Here is a 19,173-nt window from a genome sequence, read left to right on the forward strand (position 1 = left end):
TTGAAAGCGCTCGACACGAACGCGATGGGATCACGGCCAAGCCGCGATAGAGATCACGGCCAAGCCGCTCATCCCGGTTTCATCCTCGATTTAATTTTGGCCGGAAAGCCTGTGGCACCGAGTGCCTGTTCTTCAATGGACGCCGCAGCGTCCCGAATTGCCCATGCGACCGTGAACGGTCGCGGCGGAACCTCCCAATCCCCGTAAGGATTGTTATTAGGATCACATCCGGCCGCCGCTCTGTAAACCCCTCAAGGGTTGAAATCTGCTGCACCGCACACTTGCCGCCCCCTCCAAAGCCTAGTAGAGCCTGAGCCTACGAGAGAAATTTTCGCGAAATTCCACATGATGAACGGCAAAAGCGCGCCGCGGCGCCTCAGCATCTTCGGTTCGACGGGTTCGATCGGCCAGAATACACTCAATGTCGTCGATCATCTGGGCGGACGGGAGAACTTCGAAATCTCCGTGCTGACAGGCAACGGCAATGTCGAATTGCTGGCCCGGCAGGCGAAATCATCCGGCGCACGGCTGGCGGTGACGGCAAACGACCGCCATTACGAATCACTGAAGAGCGCACTTTCCGGCACCGGCATCGCGGTCGCTTCGGGAAAATCTGGGCTGATGGAAGCCGCCGACCGCGACGCCGACTGGGTGATGGCGGCAATCGTCGGCACTGCGGGCCTGGCACCGACGCTTGCCGCCGCACGCCGCGGCGCCGATATCGCCCTTGCCAACAAGGAATGCCTGGTATCGGCCGGCGACCTGTTCATCGCAGCGATCCGCGAAGGCGGCGGCAAGCTGCTTCCGGTCGACAGCGAGCACAACGCCATTTTCCAGGTGCTGGAAGAGAACCAGCGCCACGCGATCGAGCGCGTCATCCTGACGGCGTCGGGCGGCCCTTTCCGCACCGCCTCGCTGCGTGACATGGCTGACGTGACGGTGGAAACCGCACGCGCCCACCCGAACTGGTCGATGGGCTTGAAGATCTCGATCGACAGCGCCTCGATGTTCAACAAGGCGCTGGAGATGATCGAAGCCCGGCACCTTTTCGGTCTCAGACCCGAACAGATCGAGGTCATCTTCCATCCGCAGTCGATCATCCATTCCATGGTCGGCTATACGGACGGGTCGGTGCTGGCGCAACTTGGCGCGCCCGATATGCGCACCGCCATCGGTTATGCCCTGTCCTTTCCGCGCCGGCCGAACCTGCCGGTCGAGCGGCTGGATTTCGCCAAGCTGGCAAGGCTGGATTTCGAGGCGCCGGATGAGGTGCGGTTTCCGGCGCTGCGGCTCGCGCGCCTGGCGATGACCCGCGGCGGTGTTCAGGGCGCCGTGCTGAACGGCGCCAAGGAAGTGGCGCTGGAAGCCTTCATCGAAGGGCGGTTGTCTTTCCTTGCGATGGCAGAGGTCACCGAGAGGGTCATGGACGATCTGGCCGGCCTGCCGCCGGCCTCCGGCATGGACGATGTCTTCGCCGCCGACAGGCAAGCCCGGCAAAGGGCGGTGGAGCTCATGACACTGGCGATCGCCGAGTGAAGTTGTCGGCCGCTATTATCGCAACCGGTTCCCACCCTCGTCGAACAACCGGCAATCCGCGGGTTCAAACAGCAGGCTCACCCGCTCGCCCGCCGCAATACTGATCGGGGACCGATGCTCGACGGTCAGCGACTGGCCATCGGCAAGCTGGCAATAGAGATATTGCGTTCCTCCGAGATACTCCGAAAAATCGACCCTGGCCGTCAGGCTGCCCGATAGGTCGGATGCCACCTTCAAATGCTCCGGCCGCAGACCGAGCGTCACCGCGGCGCCAACCGGGCGGTTTGCGGGCGGCAGACCGCTTTCGATGCGCCAGCCTGCGACTTCGACCAGACCTCCCTCACCCCAGCAGGCATTCAACAGGTTCATCCGGGGCGAGCCGATGAAGCCCGCCACGAAGGTATTCGAGGGATTCTCGTAGATTTCCCGCGGCGTTCCTGCCTGTTCGACGCGGCCGTCGCGCAGCACGACGATCTTGTCGGCGAGCGTCATCGCCTCCGTCTGGTCGTGCGTGACATAGATCATCGTGTTGCCAAGCTCGCGGTGGAGGCGGGCGATCTCGATACGCATCGAAACGCGCAGTTCCGCATCGAGATTGGACAGCGGTTCGTCGAACAGGAAAACATCCGGCTTGCGCACGATCGCCCGGCCGATCGCCACACGCTGCCGCTGGCCGCCCGAAAGCTGTCCCGGCCGCCGGTCGAGAAGATGGTCGATCTTCAGGATCGCGGAGGCGGCCTTGACGCGCGTCTCTATCTCGGCGGCATTGGTACGCGCCATCTTCAACCCGAAGGCCAGGTTGTCGCGCACGCTCATATGCGGATAGAGCGCGTAGGACTGGAAGACCATGGCGATGCCGCGCTCGGATGGATCGAGATCGGTGACAACACGTCCCTTGATCTCGACCTCCCCGTCGGTCACGTCTTCCAGGCCGGCGATCATGCGAAGAAGCGTCGATTTCCCGCAGCCGGAAGGGCCGACGAAGACGACGAATTCACCCTCTGCGATCGTCAGGTCGATCCCGTGGACCACCTGCAGATTGCCATAGCTTTTTCGCACGTCCTGGAGCACGACGCTCTTGTTACCCATACCGTTCGTCATCCCCAAAAAGACCTATCTGTCCGACTGGACCCAGACGAGCATCTCTCCGGGCGCGCGGTTGTCCCAGAGATGATAGGGCACGAAACGCGCGGTGGCGACCTGCCTTTCGGCCGGCGCCTTGCGGTAGAGCGCTGTTCCCCAATTCGATGTTTCCTCGCGCTCGACCTTGAGATCGAGGACGACAGCACCATTGAGATCCTTCAGCACGACGGTTTCGGCTGTGGAGAGCTCGCGGGGCAGGACGATGGCATTGAGGTCTTCGCCATTGTCCGTGGTTTCCAGACAATAGACCAGCGGGCCGCGCATCAACGCGACGCGGCCGGCGTCCTGGCGCACCTTCGGGTTGGCATATTGCGGGCGAAGCGCCAGCGGCAGGTAGAGGGCGACACGATCACCCGCGGCCCACTCACGATCGATCCTGGCATATCCGTCCTGCATATTGGCGTTGAGATCGAGCATCTCTCCATTGACGCTGAGGGTTGCGCCTTCGGCCCAGTCCGGAATGCGCAGTGATAGCGCAAACCGCGCCGGCTTCTCCAGCCTGGTGGTAAACGCGACCGCCCCTTCCCACGGATAGTTGGTGGTCTGCTCAAGTTCCACCTCGGCGCCGTTGGCAAGCATCAGCCGCGCGGTGCTCTCGCCATAGAGGTGCACGGCGATCTCGTTGTCCGAGACGGCGTACATATAGGAGCCGATCGACGTCACCAGCCGGGCGATGTTGGGCGGGCAGCAGGGGCAATGGTGCCATTTCCACCGGTGGTGCTTGCCGGCACTTTCGAGCGGGTTGTCATAGAAGAAGGTCTTGCCATCGGTCGAAAGCCCCGGCAGCGCGCCGTTGTAAAGCGCCTGTTCCATGATGTCGGCATAGCGACGATCCGGCCCGCGGCCGAGCATGCGGCTCGCCCAGAACACCAGGCCGACCGAGGCGCAGGTCTCCGCATAAGCGGTATCGTTCGGCAAATCGAAGTAATCGGTAAAGCCCTCGTTGGAGGCCGCCGGGCCGATGCCACCGGTGATGTACATCTGCTTGGTCGTCAGATCGTCCCAGAGCGTTTCCAGCGCGGCTGTCAGGCTGTCGTCCTTGTATTCGGTGGCGATGTCGGCCATGCCCGAATAGAGGTACATGGCGCGCACGGCGTGGCCGACGACCTTTGTTTGCGCGCGCACCGGCTGGTGCGCCTGCGCATATTCATAGGTCTTCTGGTGGTACTCGGAGACATCGCGCCCGTCGCGGCTTGCCTCGGCGGTGAAGAAATGCGGTTCGGTGCCACGTTCGTCGATGAAGTATTTCGACAGCTCGAGATATTTCTTCTCATCCGTCACGCGGGCGAGCTTGACCAGCGCCAGCTCGACTTCCTCGTGGCCGCAATAGCCTGATATCTGGCCTTCGCCATGGCCGAAAATCTTGATCATGTAATCGGCATAGCGGCATATGATGTCGAGCAGCTTGCGTTTGCCGGTCGCCTGAAAATAGGCGACCGCGGCTTCCATCAGGTGGCCGGCACAATAGAGCTCATGATGGTCGCGCAGATTGGTCCAGCGGCGGTTCGGCTCGACGCGCTGGAACCAGGCGTTCAGATAACCGTCCTCGTCCTGCAGCTTCTCATACATGTCGATGATCTCGTCGGCCCGCGCTTCAAGCTTCGGGTTTGGCCGGCGATAGAGCGAATAGGCGATCGTTTCGATCGACTTGCCGAGGTCGGAATCCCAGAACATCTGCGTCGTCCCGCCCCATGGCTGGATGGGAATGACGACCCCGGGGCTCGGCTGGTCGACATCGATCGCCTTGAGCATGCCGGCCTCGACGCAGCGGTCGAGCAGGGTTTCGGCAGTGGAATTGCAGACGGCGTCCTGCCATTTGCCCCAGAAGCCGCCGAGCTCCACATCGGGAACGGCGACGGGACGAAACTGGCGGTCATTGCTTGGTTTGGTCATAGGCTCCACTTTCTCTAAGATCATTTCACCGCGCCGGCCATCAGCCCGCGCATGTAGTAGCGTTGCAGGAGCAGGAAGACGATCAGGCAGGGGATCGTCATGACGACGACACCGGCCTGGACCGCTCCCCAGTTGATGGCGCCGAGCCGTCCGGCGCGAACCGCCGTCATCAGCACCGGCAGTGTGTATTTCTCATTGCTGGAGAGCAGCACGAGCGCGGCGAGAAACTCGTTCCAGGCATTGAGGAAGGCAAAGATCGCGACCGTCGCGACGCCGGGAAGCACCAGTGGCAGAAGAACCCGCACCAGGAGCCTGAGGTCGCGCGCGCCGTCGATGCGTGCGGCCTCTTCGATCTCCTTCGGCACGGCGTCGAAAGCGTTGCGCATCATGAACACCGAGAAGGGAAGTTGCAGCGTCACATAGACGAGCGTCAGCCCAAGCAGCGAATTGTTGAGGCCAAGCTTTGCCAGGATGATGAAGAGCGGCGTCAGGATCGATTGGAACGGGATCATCAGCGTCGCGATGATCAGCACGAAGAGCGCATTCTTCATCGGGAACCGGTAGCGCGAGAAGCCGTAGCCGGCGAGCAGGCTGACGGCGACGGTGAGCACCACGGTGGCGACCGAAACGAACAGCGAATTGATCATGTGCCGCCAGATGCCGGCACCGAACGTATCGAGCAGCGCGTAGGAATCGATGCTGACGCCTGATGTCGGCCATGGCGGCAAGGGCGGCAGGCTGGCCTCCGTGCCGTGCCGGAAGGACGACAACAGCGTGATCACGAAGGGGGCGAGAAAGAAGAGCGATATCGCGATGCCGGTCAGATGATAGGCCGACTTCGTCCGGATGGCCTTGCGCGCACGGCGTTCCTTTGACGTGGTCATGGGCGCTCCTCTCCGACGCGAAGCAGCCAGAGCTGCACGATGCTGATCGCCATCAGGATGGCGAGAAGCACGATCGACAGCGCTGCGCCATAACCGAGATTGAACGACACGAAGGACTGATTGAAGATGTAGTAGACCACCGAGATCATCTTGTTCTGCGGACCGCCTGACGTCATGATGTAGAACTGGTCGAAGGCGAGGATCGAACCGGTGACGGAGACGATCAGCGCCAGCGCGATCGTCTTGCGCATCAGCGGCAGCGTCAGATGCCGGAAACGCTGCCAGCGGCCGGCGCCGTCGATCCGGGCGGCCTCCGTCAGCTCGGACGGAATGGCCTGAAGCCCGGTCAAAAGAATGATCATGGTGAAGCCTGCGATCTTCCAGACGACCATCACCACGATCGTCAGAAAGGCGGTGTCGAAGGTCGCAAGAAGATTGGGGCTCTTTTCGACGAGGCCCAGCGCCTTCAAGGCCGGGCCGATGAAGCCGCTATCGACATTGGCGAGCCAGACCCAGAGCAGGGAGGCAGTGGCAAGACCGACCACGACGGGTAGGAAGATGATCGTCCGATAGGCGCCGACGAACTGCCGTTCCTTTTCGACGAAGATTGCCAGCGGAAAGGCGATCGCGAAGATCGCGATGGTCACGATCACAGTGTAATAGGCCGTGAAATTCAGCGCCGTCATGAAACGGGTGTCGTTCGCCATGCGGACATAATTGTTGAAACCGATCCAGCGCGACGCCCCCATCAGCGGCCAGTTATGCAGGCTCATCCATCCGGTGAAGAGAACCGGCATGATGAAAAAGACGATGACCAGCGCCATAGCGGGCGCGATGTAGGCGAGGCCGCGCCAGTTCGATCGGCGCCGTCGCCTGCGCCGAGGCAATAGAATCTCTGAACCGGAACCGGTCATCAAAACGCTCCGCATCTGTCGAGTGGAATTGGCCGGGAAGCTGCCACCGCTCCCCGGCCGCGGCCGGGAGAGAGTTATTGGCCGCTATCGATGATCGATTGCATTTCCGACTGAGCGCTCGAAAACGCCCCGTCGACATCGTCGCCGAAGATCGAGGCGTTGGTGAAGCTGGCCCAGGGCCCGTTGGCGCTGTTGATCAAGTCGTTGAACTGCAGCGTATAGGGTGTCTTGGCGACGCCGATCGCCTTCAGGCCAACCTGCATGCGCGGGTCGAGGCCCTCAAGCACCTTGTCGGCGATATCGCCGCGCGTCGGGAGGCTGCCATACTTCGCCATGATCTTCTGGCCGTCCATCGAATACACATATTCGAGGAATTCCTTCACCGCGTCGATCTTCTTCGTGCCCTTGGTGATGACGAAGTTGTCGCCGCCGGCAAAGGACGAAGGCTTCCCGTCCACGCCAGGAATGAGGGTTACGCCGAAGTTGATATCGGGATGCTCGGTTACCAGCGTGCCGATGGCAAAGGCGCCGAGGCTTTGCTGGCCGATCTTGCCGTTGGTGAAGGTCAGGAAGTTCGCGCCGTTGTCGCTGGCGGCTCCCGCCGGCACGAGGTCCTTCTTGACCATGTTGCGGTAGATATCGACGGCCTTGCGCATCTGAGGCGTATCGAGCGTCGCGGTCTTGCTGTCGGCCGACAGAATATCGGCGCCCGCACCCCAGACAAGCGGCGTGAAGGTGAAGATCATGCAGCCGCCGCAGCCGCCGCCGGAGAAATAGAAGCCGTAGGTATCGTCACCCAGCGCCCGGATCTTCTCGGCATTGGCGGTAATTTCGTCCCAATTCACAGGCGCCTTTTCCGGGTCGAGACCGGCCTTCTTGTAGAGATCCTTGTTCCAGGCAAAGACGGAGGTTTCGACCGACAGCGGCAGGCCGTAGATCCGGTCCTGATAGGTGCCGAGGCGAACATGCGATGGCGAAAGCGAGTTGAAATAGGGCAGGGATTTTGCCCAGTCCGTCAGGTCTTCCAGCTGGCCAGCCGCAGCAAAGGCGGGATTATAGATGAGATCCATCGACAGGGCGTCCGGCGCCTGTCCACCGGCGATCGCCGTCGCATATTTCTGCACCAGCTCGGAGAACGGCACTTCGGTCATCACGACCTTGTTCTCGTGGCCGGAATTATAGGCTTCGACGACCTTCTTGAAGGCGTCGCCGATCCCCGAGCGAACCCACATTTCGACATTCTCGGCAGCCGACGCAGCCGACACCAGACATAAGGTAGCGATGCTGGTCGCCGCCAATAGACGCTTGATCATGACACTCCTCCCGATATGGCGCATCTCCTCGCGCCTTTGCTCATTCACGTGTTCTCATTCCTTGGGGGCTTTCCCCCCGCATGACTGCCGGACGATCAGCCGGCACGGCAATTTCCTCACTCCCGGCTCGACAGGCCGTCCTTCCGCAAGTGCAAGCACCGTCAAACCGGCTTGCCGCCCGAGCTCCTTCAGTTCCATGTCCACCGTCGTCAGCGGCGGACGCGTTTGGGCCGCGACAATCTCCCAATTGTCGAAGCCGATCACCGAGACGTCCTGCGGCACCTTGACGCCGCGCTCGCGCAATGCATCCGCAGCACCGCGGGCGATCTGATCATTGCCGCAGAAGAGCGCATCCGGTTTTTCGCCCGACCGCTTCCAAAGCTGTTCGACCGCCTCATGGCCCCAGCTTTCCGACCAGACGCCGTAGAGCACCGGCTCGCGGTGACCTGCCACCTCGTGATAGGCGCCGGCACGCTCCCGCACAGAGAAGAAGTCCTCCGGCCCGGTGATATGCGCAATCCGGCGCCGCCCGATCTTCACGAGCCATTCCACCGCCAGCCGCGCACCCTGTTCGTCGTCAGACCGGAAGGTCACGCTGTTCTGCGTCCCCTCCGTGAATGCGTAAACGACAGGCACATGCAAATTCGACAGATCGACAGGCAGGCGCCGATCCAGGCGTTTTCCCGTCGCAATGATGCCGTCGACCTGCTTGTCGAGCATCGCGTCGACATGGATCTGGGCGAGCGCCGGATCGTCTTCGATGGCGCAGAGAAAGACCGAAACGCCGTGATCGACGAGAGCGTCCGAGATGCCCGCCATGACAGGCAGCGTAAAACGGCCGTAAGTATCGTTCGTCAGCAGCCCGATGGTGAAGCTGCGTTTGCTGAGAAGACCTCTCGCCAGCGCATTCGGCCGGTATCCGATTTCGGCGGCGATCCGCTTCACCCGTTCGCGCGTTTCCGACCCCATCCGGCCGGTATCATTGAGAGCTTTCGACGCCGTCGAGATGCTCACCGCGGCAGCCGCCGCCACCTCGTGGATGGTGATCCTGCCTCTTTTTCCTCCCGATATGTTCAGAACGTCCTCCTTCTGAAGTGACGTGAGAAAAGCTTTTACCAATCTCTATGTCAAGTGAGAAAAGGTTTTCTCATGCGACTCTGATGGTGAGATCGGCAACGCAGCTTGCGGGAAACGCAAGCACAGGGAAAGATCCATGCGCATCAGGTCGGCATTAAGACCAAGCGCAGAGCGGGTGATCTTCAACGGGCAAGGGAGGTTTGTTGCAGCCTCTTGCGGGAGCAAGACCGATCGCTGTCAGAACCTCCAGTGGAGGCCCTGAATTACGGTTCGAACCGAGCGATTATCGAAAAATCAGGCGACGTGCCTTGCGAGCGCGCAACGCGACCAGAGCGAATGCAGTGCCTCGACCAGATGGGCGATATCGGCGTCGGAATGCAGCGGCGTCGGCGTGATGCGCAGGCGCTCGGTCTTCTTCGGCACGGTGGGATAGTTGATCGGCTGGACGTAGACGCCGCAATTGTCGAGCAGCAGGTCGGAGATCCACTTGCACTTGGCCGCATCGCCGACCAGCACCGGCACAATATGGCTCGGATTGGGCATATGCGGAATGCCGCGCTGGTCGAGCAGTGCTCTCAGCTTGCGGACACGGTTCTGATGCCGGGCGCGCTCGAACTGGCTGACCTTCAGGTGCTGGATCGAGGCGACAGCGCCGGCGGCCAGTGCCGGCGGCAGCGCCGTGGTGAAGATGAAGCCGGAGGCAAACGAGCGGATGAAATCGCAAAGTGCCGTTGAAGCGGCGATATAGCCGCCCATCACCCCGAAAGCCTTGCCGAGCGTACCCTCGATCACCGTCAACCGGTCCATCAGCCCCTCGCGCTCGGCAATGCCGCCGCCGCGCGGACCGTACATACCGACGCCATGCACTTCGTCGAGATAGGTCATCGCGCCATATTTGTCGGCGAGATCGCAAATCTCTTTGATCGGGGCGATATCCCCGTCCATCGAATAAACACTCTCGAAGGCGATCAGCTTCGGCGCCTTCGGATCGGCGGCCTTGAGCTTGGCTTCGAGATCGGCCACGTCATTGTGCTTCCAGATCACCTTCTCGCACTTGGCATAGCGGATGCCCTCGATCATCGAGGCATGGTTCAGCGCGTCGGAGAAGATGATGAGGCCGGGGATCTTTGCGCCGAGCGTACCAAGGGCTGCCCAGTTGGAAACATAACCCGATGTGAAGATCAGCGCTGCTTCCTTGCCGTGCAGATCGGCAAGCTCACGCTCGAGCATGACGTGATGGTGGTTGGTGCCAGAAATATTCCGGGTGCCTCCCGCACCCGCGCCACAGTGGTCGATGGCGTTCTTCATCGCCTCGATCACCTTCGGATGCTGGCCCATGCCGAGATAGTCGTTGGAGCACCAGACCGTGACTTCCTTCTCGCCGTCCGCGGTGTAACGCGTCGCGCGGGGAAAATTGCCGCGGTGACGTTCGAGATCGGCAAAAACGCGGTAACGGCCCTCGGTATGAAGCCCGTCCAGCTCGTTTTTGAAAAACGCTTCGAAATCCATCATATGCTCCAGTATCGCGCGGATGTTCTTGATGACTGGACGTCCGCGCGTCAATCCTTACCCTTTGCTTTAACACCAACTGCGGCAAAAGGCCCAGATTTTTGAATGATTCCAAATAAAAAATATGCGAGCCGCGATCAACAAAATTGATGCCGCAGAAGGCCGCCGAGTTTGCCGACCGGGCAAAAAGCGACTCAGCCTGATCGCAAAAAAATCAGCACGCCGGATGGACAACCCTTTCTTCCGACATAGTTTTCGGTCTAGCCTGACAAAAATTAAAAGGGACGGCCTTTGCCCGTTGGGCAACAACCTCGGAGAAAAAAGATGAAGAAAGTTGTCATACTCGCATTGATCGGCCTGTCGATCGCAAGCTGCACGCCGACGCAGCAGGGCGCCGGCATCGGCGCTGCATCAGGTGCCGTCATCGGTGGCGTAGTCACCGGCAACGTCCGTGGCGCGGCAGTCGGCGCCGCCATCGGCGGCGTGTCCGGCGCCTTGATCGGCAGCGTCGCCGAACAGCCCGGCCAGTGCTACTATCGCGACCGCTACGGCCGCCGCTACATCGATAGTTGCCCGCGCTAAGAACGCTTGGACAGCGGTAAATTCAGGAAATCCCGGACACAGGTCCGGGATTTTTTGTGCTAAATTAGCGCGTTGGCAATTTAAAATGGTACACCCCGCGCGATTTTGTCGCTAAGCTGTTCACGGCTGGGCAACGAAGCTTCAATGTAGACATAACCAAAAGCGGCGGATGCGGATCAGAGGGACAGGCCCGAAAACAAGTACTGCGTATCGGCGAACAGGCACCATGATGGTGGTCGCAGCGGCAGCTGCGTTCTCACCGGTCCTGATCGGCGACGCTTACGCCTTCAAGCTTTTCGGCATCACCATTTTCGGCAAAGAGGAAGACGAAGGCGAACAGGTGCCCGATCCGGTGCGCTACCAGGTCGACCTCAAAGCCGATACCGCCGATCCGGACTTGAAAGAAGCGCTGGAAAACAGTTCCCGTCTCGTCAGCGACCAGAAGCTGCCGGTGTCCGGCGATCTCGGCATCGTCGTCAAGGCGCGCGACGACCGGGAGCGGCTGATCGCCACTCTGTATGAAAAGGCCCGTTATGGCGGCCTGGTGACGATCACCATCGACGGCAAGAATATCGACGACCTGCCGCCCAATCCGACATTCGACCGGTCCGGGCCGATCCCCGTCACCGTCGACATTGCTCCCGGCCCCGTTTTCAAGGTCAGGGAGGTCCAGTTCGGCGGCGATGCTGCAAACCATAATCCCGCCGATTACGATCTCGCTCCGGGCGCGCAGGCCGGTTCGCTCGCCATCATCAAGGCCGGCGACAAGATCGTCCAACAATTGAAGAGCGAAGGCCGGCCGTTTGCCAAGTTGACCGAACGCAAGGTCGTCGCCGATCACAACAGCGATACCGTCGATATCGTCCTTGCTGCCGAGGGAGGCCCCATCGCCCCGATCGGCGATGTCGGCGTCACCGGCGAAAAGACCGTCAAGCCAGCTTTCATCCAGCGTTATTCCCGGCTGGACAAGGGCGAAGCCTACTCCCCGGAAACGCTGAAGAAAGCCGGTGAGCGCCTTCGCGCTCTCGGTGTCTTTTCGAGCGTCACAATTCACGAAGGAGATGCATTGGCGCCGGATGGCACCTTGCCGATGACGATCGAGGTGTCCGAAGGCAAGAGACGCTACTTCGGTGTCGGCGCGCAATATTCCACCACCGACGGCTTCGGCATTCAGGGCTATTGGGGCCACCGCAACCTGTTCGGTGAAGCCGAAACGCTTAGGATCGAGGGAGCGGTCTCGCGGCTCGGCGAAACGACGGATGTCGGCAGCCTCGACTATTCCGCCGGCATCCTCTTCACCAAGCCCGGCGCCTTCTTCCCCGCCGCCACGCTGAAGGCCGGCATCATCGCCAAGACCGAAAATCCGGATGCCTATAACGCCACGCTCGTCACCGCCTCGCTCGGCCTTTCCTACGAGCTGACCGACCAGGACACGATCTCCGCGAGCGGCGAGGTCAGCTGGGAGCGCGACGACGACGCCTTCGGCACGAACGACTATCTGACCTTCACCTTGCCGATCCAATATGATCGCGACGCACGCGACGACAAGTTCAACCCGACGGAGGGCTACCGCGCGACGCTGTCGGCAAAGCCTGGCTACGAAATCTTCAACGCCACGCCCTATGCGGCATTCGAGGGCTCGATCTCCGGCTACTTGCCGTTCGGCCAGGAAGACGGCGTGGTGCTTGCCGGCAAGGTTGCAGCCGGCGTCCTGATCGGCGGCGACAGCATTGGGGACATTCCCGCCACGCAGCGCTTCTTTGCCGGCGGCGGCGGCTCCGTGCGCGGATACAGCTATCAGGAAATCTCGCCCTACAACGACAATGGCGATCCCACCGGCGGCCGCTCCTATGTGACCGGTTCGCTGGAGGCCCGCATCAAGATCACCGATACGATCGGCATCGTGCCCTTCATCGATGTCGGCACCGTATCGGACAGCACCTTTCCAGGTTTTTCCGATATCCGCGCCGGCGCCGGCGCCGGAATACGATATGCAACGCCTTTCGGCCCGCTGCGGCTTGATTTTGCCATGCCGCTGAACAAGTACGAAGATGGCACAGATTACGGAATCTACGCCGGCATCGGCCAATCATTCTAAGATTGCCGATTCCGCTCGTGTTTTCCGATCTGTGAGCTGTCATGAAAACGGGGTAGTGTCCGCGCCGATGCAAACGCTGACAAAAATCGTCAACTGGATCGTACGGCTCACCGGCTATGCCGTCGGCGCCACTTTGATTCTCGCCGTCGTCGCACTGGCGATCTTCGGCTTCACCAGTTTTGGCGCTCGCATCGTCACCGAAAAGATAGCCTCCACGCTTTCCAACCGCGACATGACGATCGAGGTTCGCGAACCGCAAGGCCTTTTGACCGGCGGGCTTCGCGCCGCCGAGATCTCCATCTCCGACACCAGGGGCGTCTTTGCGGAAATTCATGGCGTCGCGATCGACTGGAATCCACTTGCGCTGCTGACCGGAACCTTCCATGCCAAACGCTTTGAGATCGAAGCGATCAACGTGCTACGCAAGCCGGTACGCACCCTGCCTTCGCGGCCCCAAGCTGAAAATTCCGGCGGATTCAGCCTTCCGATCAAAGTCGATGTCGACCGCATCGCGCTGCCCGATATCAACCTTGCCGCACCCGTTGCCGGCCGCGCCTTTGCGCTCGCCGCCGAAGGCAGCCTTTCGGCGAACGGCGATGGCGGCGAGGCCGTCGTCAATGTTAGCCGTCACGCGGTTCCGGATGCGCGGCTTGCCGCCGATATCGCCTATGCGCCGGCTGAAAACCGGCTGCGGCTGAAGGCGCAGCTGTCCGAGCCGAAGGGCGGACTGCTGGCAGGCTTTCTCGGGCTGCCGGACAGCCCGGCCGTCAACATCGATCTCGATGGCCAGGGGCCGATATCCGATTGGAAAGGCAAATTGCAGGCTGCCCTCGACGGGCAGCAGCGCGCCGCAATCGAAGCCCGGCATCAGATTACGGAAGACGGGCTGCACCACCTCGACCTCAAGGGCGGCGGTGACCTGAGTTCGCTGCTTCCATCGGCGTTCCGGCCGCTTTTTGCCGGCCAGACCAATATCGATCTTGCCACCACCTTCGACAATCACGGCAAGATCGATATCCAGACCGGCAATATCGCCACCGGCAGCGTGGTGATCGCCGCCTCGGGTACACTCGATCCGGCCGGCAACAACAGCCTGAACGCCAATCTGCTCGGCACGTCGGGGCCTGTCGATTTCCGCTGGCCGCTCGCCGAAGGCGAAGCGCGTTTCCTCATTTCTGGCCTCAATCTGGCGCTGACAGGCGATGCGCAGACCGCCCGACTGAACGTCAGCGGCTCGCTCGACACCGCAACCCTGCCGCAGGCCAATATCGGCAACATCAAGCTGACGGCAAAGAGCGACGCCTTCAATCTCGCCGCGCGTTCCGGCAGCGTCCAGTTGCGCCTCGTTGCCGGCGATACGACCTTTACCGAGCCGAACCTCAATCGTGCCGTCCAAGGCCCGGTCACGATCGCCTCGCCGCTGCAGATCTCGCCCTCCGGCATCGGCTTCAACGGCACCACCGTCGAAAGCGCCAATATCAACGGCGGGCTCAACGGCTCCTACCGGCTGGCAGACAAGGCGCTGACCGGCAACCTCAAGCTCACCATCAGCCCAGCAGCCCTGCCGGCTGCGGTGACAAGCAAGTTCGACGGCCCGATCTCGCTCGAAAGCCAGGTGGTCGGCACCATCCCGTCAAAATTCGCGCTGTCCAACCTCGTCCTGAAATCCGGCACGCTCGAAGCCGCCGGCAACGTCGCGCTCGACGGCGGAATGTTGAACGCCGATCTCTCCGGCCGGCTGCCTGACATCGGCAAGCTCATCCCCGGCGCCAGTGGTGGGGCGGGTTATGCGTTGAGAATGGGAGGTGAGCTCCCGGCGATTTCCGTGACGGCCAATCTCAAGGCGCCCAGCCTTGAAATGGCCGACCGCACGCTCGGCAACCTCAATATCGACTTGTCGGCTCTCGCCGATCCCAAGGCGCCGCAGGGCAGGATCGCCGCCACCGGCACGATCGACGGCCAGCCAATCGGCATCAACGGCAACGTCACCTCGCAGGACGGCAAGATAAGCATTCCGGCGCTGACCGCCGATATCGGCGGCAACCGACTGACCGGCAATGCGGAATTCTCGCCTAGCCTAGAGTCAACAGCCGCACTGACCTTCGATTTCCCCAATGTCGGCCTGCTCGCCGCACTCGGCGGGCAGAAGGCCGAAGGCGATCTCGAGGGTTCGCTCGGCGTCAGCAGTGATGGTGGCAAGATTGCGCTCAAGCTGCTTGCGACCGGCGGCTCGATCCGCCGTGATACGCTTGCGATCGTCAAGCCGGATATCGATGTCACGGTCAGCGATCTCAAAGCCCTTGCGGCAAACGGTACTGTCAAGGCCGAGGAGGTGAGCGCCGGAGCGAACAGGCTCGCCGGCCTTTCGCTTAGGTTTACCAAGCAGCAAGACCATACCGATTTCGATCTCGATGCTGCCTATGACGGCAATCCCGTGCTGGCGGCGGGCAATGTCGAGGCAGCGGGCGGCACGATGCACCTGAACCTTGACCGGTTCTCGGCAAGCCCCCGCAATATCCCGATCGAGCTTGCCGCACCGACGCAGGTCGCCATCGGCGGCGGTGCCGCCAGCCTGGACGGACTGACGCTGAAGACCGGCGCCGGTTCGCTGACCGTCACCGGTTCGGCCGGCGAAACGCTGAAGCTTGATGCAGATATCCGCGAGCTGCCGGCAGCGCTCGCCAACGGTTTCGTGCCCAATCTTTCAGCCGGCGGCACGATCTCCGGAACGATTGCCGTGACCGGAACGCCGGCAGCACCGGTCGCCGACTTCAAGCTCGACTGGAAAGATGCGACGACGGGCCAGACCAAGGGGGCCGGCCTGGCGCCGCTCGCCATCACCGCCGGCGGCAAATTCGCCGACAATAAGCTCGATTTCGACACCACGGTCGGCAGCAATGACGGCCTTTCGCTCAAGGCCGCCGGCAATGTCGCGCTCGCCGACCCGAAGGCACCGGTCCTTGATGTCAACGCCGATATACTCAACCTGCCTGCCCGCATCGCCAATGGTTTCGTTCCCGATCTCGCCGCCGAAGGCACGATTACAGGAAAAGTGACGGCGTCCGGCTCGCTGGCTGCCCCCACCGCAAATTTCGATCTTGATTGGAAAAGTGCTGCCACGAGCCAAACAAAGCGCGTCGGCCTTGCCGATCTTGGCCTCAAGGCATCCGGAAAATTCGCCGACAGCAAACTCGATTTCGATACAGTGATCGGCGGCGCCAAAGGCCTCTCGCTGAAGGCGAACGGCAATGTCGCCATCACGGGCACGACGATCGGCAACGTCAAACTCGACGCCGCCCTGGTGAATGTTCCGGCAAATATCGCAAACAGTTTCGTCGCCGATCTCGCCGCCGAAGGCGCGATCTCCGGAAAAATCTCGGCCGCCGGGTCGCTTTCCGCCCCGAGTGCTGATTTCGATCTCAATTGGAAAGACGCAGCGACGAGCCACACGAAACGTGCCGGCCTTGCAGCGCTCGGGGTGACCGCATCGGGAAAATTTGCCGACAACAAGCTTGATTTCAACGCGGCAGTCAGCGGCGACAAAGACCTCTCACTGAAAGCCATTGGCAATGTCGCATTGGCCGGTACGGCGATCGACAGCATCAAGGTCGATGCCGAGATCGTCAAGCTTCCGGCCAGCCTGGCAAATGCCTTCGTTCCCGATCTGGCGGCCGGCGGCACGATATCCGGCACCATCTCCGCCGCCGGGACACCCGCCGCACCGAAAGCCGATTTCAAGCTCGACTGGACGGATGCTGCGACCAGCCATACGCGAAGCGCTCATCTCTCTGGCCTCGCGCTTGCCGCATCCGGACGCTTCGCCGACGACCGGCTCGATTTCGATGCCAATCTCGGCGGCCGGGACGGCCTCTCGCTGAAGGCAGCCGGCAACGTCGCGACATCAGGCACCTCGGTTAAAACCCTCGACGTCAAGGCCGATCTCGCCAACCTTCCGGCAGGCCTCGCCAACGGCTTCGTCCCGGGTCTTGCCGCCGAAGGCACCGTCTCGGGAACGGCATCCGCTTCTGGTGCGCTTCCGAAGCCGGCGGTCGATTTCAAGCTCGACTGGAAGAACGCCGCGACCGCCCAGACCAAGAGCAGCGGCCTTTCGGGCCTGAGCGCTGCAGCGTCCGGCAAGTTCGCCAACGACCGGGTCGATTTCGACGCCAATCTCGCCGGCAAGGACGGCGTGTTGGCCAAGGCGACGGGCGGCGTCACGATCGCGGGAACGGCCATCCGGGACCTTTCGATCAATGCCGATATCCCGGCGCTGCCAGCAAATATCGCAAATGCCTTCGTTCCCGGTCTCGGTGCCGAGGGCACGCTTTCGGCAAGCGCCATAACGTCGGGAACGCCGGCAAATCCGATCGTCGATTTCAAGCTCGATTGGAAGGATGCCGCGACCAGCCACACCAAGGCTGCCGGCCTGTCCCGCCTTGCGCTGGCGGCGACCGGGAAATATGCCGGTGACAGGCTGGATTTCGATGCCGCCCTCAACGGCAGCGGCGGCATTGCGCTGAAAGCCACCGGCAATCTCGCCATCGCCGGCACGTCGATCAAGTCTCTTGATGTCACGGCGAATACCACCAATCTGCCGGCAGGCATCGCCAACGGCTTTGTTCCCGGCCTTGCAGCCGAGGGCGCGGTCTCGGCGACCGTAAAGGCCACCGGCGCGCTGTCGGCGCCCTCCGTCGACTTCAAGGTTGACTGGAAGAACGCGGCGACGAGCCAGACAAAAGGCGCCGGCCTTTCGCCGTTCAGCATCGGCGCATCGGGTAAACTTGCCGGAAATAGGCTGACGGTCGACACCAGCCTTGCCGGTGACGCCGGCATGTCGCTGAAGGGCGGCGGCAGCGTCGTCATCACAGGCAATCGCGCCATTGACATGCGTTTCAACGGCAATCTTCCTTTCGCCGTGCTCGGCGCCCCGCTTGCGCAACAGGGCCTCGTCGCCGACGGCGTCGCCACCGTCAATCTCCAGATTGGCGGAACGGCCGCAGCACCCGTCATCAACGGCACTGTCTCGACCAATGGCGCAAAGCTCGTCGACGTTCGGCGCAATATGGCCGTCAACAATCTGACGGCAACCGTGACCTTCAATGGCAGCCAGGCCGTGATATCGCGCCTCACCGGCAGCCTCGGCGGCGGCGGCACGATTTCGGCCAGCGGCACCATCGGCATCCAGCCGGCCGGCGGCTTTCCAGCCGACATTTGGATCAAGCTCGACAAGGCCGTCTACGTCGATGGAACGCTTGTCGTCTCGACCGTCAATGGCACGGTCGGCCTGCGCGGGCCGATCACCAATGCAACGCTGAGCGGCAAGCTCCGGCTGGACAAGACCTCGATCACAGTCCCGGAAAAATTACCGACCTCGCTCAGAGAAATCGACATCCGGCATAAGAATGCTCCGCGCGCGGTGCTTGCGCAGTTGCGCGATGACGGCGAGCGCAAACCCGGCGAAAAATCCTCCGTGATCACGCTGGATCTCGAAATCGACGCGCCCTCGCATATCTTCGTGCGCGGCCGCGGCATCGACGCCGAGCTCGGCGGCCGGGTGACCATCCGCGGCACAGCGGCTGCCCCCATCGTGACCGGTGGTTTCACCATGCGCCGCGGCCGCATGACCATTCTCAACCGTCGTCTGGATTTCTCCGACAAGAGCAGGATCACCTTCGCCGGCGACCTGACGCCGGCGCTCGATATGGAAGCGACCTCGGCCTCCGGCTCGACGACGCTGACCGTCGACGTCGCGGGCCTCGCAACCGACCCCGCGATCACCTTTTCCTCCTCGCCCCAGCTGCCGCAGGACGAAGTGCTGGCGCAGCTGATTTTCGGCCAGTCGATGTCGAAGCTCTCGCCGGTGCAGATCGCCCAGCTCGCCGACGCCGTCAGTCAGTTGGCCGGCAACCGCTCCACATCGCTTTTCGAAGGCCTGCGCAACCAGCTCGGTGTCGACGATTTCGACGTCAGCACCGATTCCAAGGGCCAGACGAGCGTCAGCGTCGGCCGCTATCTCAACGATCGCACCTATTTCGAATTGCAGCAGGGCGGTTCGGCCGGCGCCAAGGCGGTGATCAATCTCGATGTCGGCCGCGGCGTCAAGCTGCGCGGAGCGGCCGGGGGTAATGGTGCGGGCGAAGCCGGCGTTGTGTATGAACGCGAATACTGATGCATCTCGCCCTAAGCTGTGCAGCAGCTTTGGAAGACGGCACGGACAAGCTTTA

11 protein-coding genes are annotated in these 19,173 nt (G+C 61.9%); 4 read left to right on the forward strand and 7 right to left on the reverse strand.

From position 1 onward, the window contains the following. The first annotated feature begins 345 nt into the window (after window positions 1–345). Window positions 346–1,536: a 1-deoxy-D-xylulose-5-phosphate reductoisomerase gene (gene dxr, locus RLCC275e_RS19895; protein ID WP_033179364.1), complete on the forward strand. Its 1,191-nt coding sequence runs from the start codon at window positions 346–348 to the stop codon at window positions 1,534–1,536. Between the two features lie 15 nt (window positions 1,537–1,551). Here dxr and RLCC275e_RS19900 read toward each other — a convergent pair whose 3' ends face one another. The 7 genes from RLCC275e_RS19900 to hemA form a co-directional block, all read right to left on the reverse strand. Further along, on the reverse strand, window positions 1,552–2,625 hold the full coding sequence (locus tag RLCC275e_RS19900; protein ID WP_171816873.1) for an ABC transporter ATP-binding protein: 1,074 nt from the start codon (window positions 2,623–2,625) through the stop codon (window positions 1,552–1,554). 24 nt (window positions 2,626–2,649) lie between these two features. After that, entirely contained in the window at window positions 2,650–4,572 is a 1,923-nt protein-coding gene (locus tag RLCC275e_RS19905; RefSeq protein WP_033179366.1) for a glycoside hydrolase family 127 protein, read from the reverse strand. Window positions 4,573–4,592: 20 nt separating this feature from the next. After that, on the reverse strand, window positions 4,593–5,456 hold the full coding sequence (locus RLCC275e_RS19910) for a carbohydrate ABC transporter permease (protein ID WP_033179367.1): 864 nt from the start codon (window positions 5,454–5,456) through the stop codon (window positions 4,593–4,595). Then, the gene (locus RLCC275e_RS19915; protein WP_033179368.1) at window positions 5,453–6,370 is read right to left on the reverse strand and encodes a carbohydrate ABC transporter permease; all 918 of its coding nucleotides are present in this window, start codon (window positions 6,368–6,370) and stop codon (window positions 5,453–5,455) included. The genes RLCC275e_RS19910 and RLCC275e_RS19915 overlap by 4 nt, the downstream gene beginning before the upstream one ends. A 74-nt stretch (window positions 6,371–6,444) precedes the next feature. Then, window positions 6,445–7,683 (reverse strand): ABC transporter substrate-binding protein, encoded by a 1,239-nt coding sequence (locus RLCC275e_RS19920; RefSeq protein ID WP_033179369.1) that lies wholly within the window; start codon window positions 7,681–7,683, stop codon window positions 6,445–6,447. 54 nt (window positions 7,684–7,737) lie between these two features. After that, window positions 7,738–8,715 (reverse strand): LacI family DNA-binding transcriptional regulator, encoded by a 978-nt coding sequence (locus tag RLCC275e_RS19925; protein WP_033179370.1) that lies wholly within the window; start codon window positions 8,713–8,715, stop codon window positions 7,738–7,740. Between the two features lie 339 nt (window positions 8,716–9,054). Then, window positions 9,055–10,269, reverse strand: a complete 1,215-nt coding sequence (gene hemA, locus RLCC275e_RS19930) for a 5-aminolevulinate synthase (RefSeq protein ID WP_033179371.1) — start codon at window positions 10,267–10,269, stop codon at window positions 9,055–9,057. Window positions 10,270–10,593: 324 nt separating this feature from the next. Here hemA and RLCC275e_RS19935 point away from each other — a divergent pair, with 324 nt between their 5' ends. The 3 genes from RLCC275e_RS19935 (at window position 10,594) to RLCC275e_RS19945 (ending at window position 19,118) form a co-directional block, all read left to right on the forward strand. After that, on the forward strand, window positions 10,594–10,851 hold the full coding sequence (locus RLCC275e_RS19935; protein ID WP_012759223.1) for a YMGG-like glycine zipper-containing protein: 258 nt from the start codon (window positions 10,594–10,596) through the stop codon (window positions 10,849–10,851). 169 nt (window positions 10,852–11,020) lie between these two features. Next, on the forward strand, window positions 11,021–12,949 hold the full coding sequence (locus RLCC275e_RS19940) for an autotransporter assembly complex protein TamA (protein WP_171816874.1): 1,929 nt from the start codon (window positions 11,021–11,023) through the stop codon (window positions 12,947–12,949). A gap of 67 nt (window positions 12,950–13,016) precedes the next feature. Further along, window positions 13,017–19,118: a translocation/assembly module TamB domain-containing protein gene (locus tag RLCC275e_RS19945; RefSeq protein WP_033179373.1), complete on the forward strand. Its 6,102-nt coding sequence runs from the start codon at window positions 13,017–13,019 to the stop codon at window positions 19,116–19,118. Window positions 19,119–19,173 lie beyond the last annotated feature (55 nt).

Origin of the sequence: Rhizobium brockwellii (genome assembly GCF_000769405.2) — a bacterium.
Taxonomy (GTDB): domain Bacteria; phylum Pseudomonadota; class Alphaproteobacteria; order Rhizobiales; family Rhizobiaceae; genus Rhizobium; species Rhizobium brockwellii.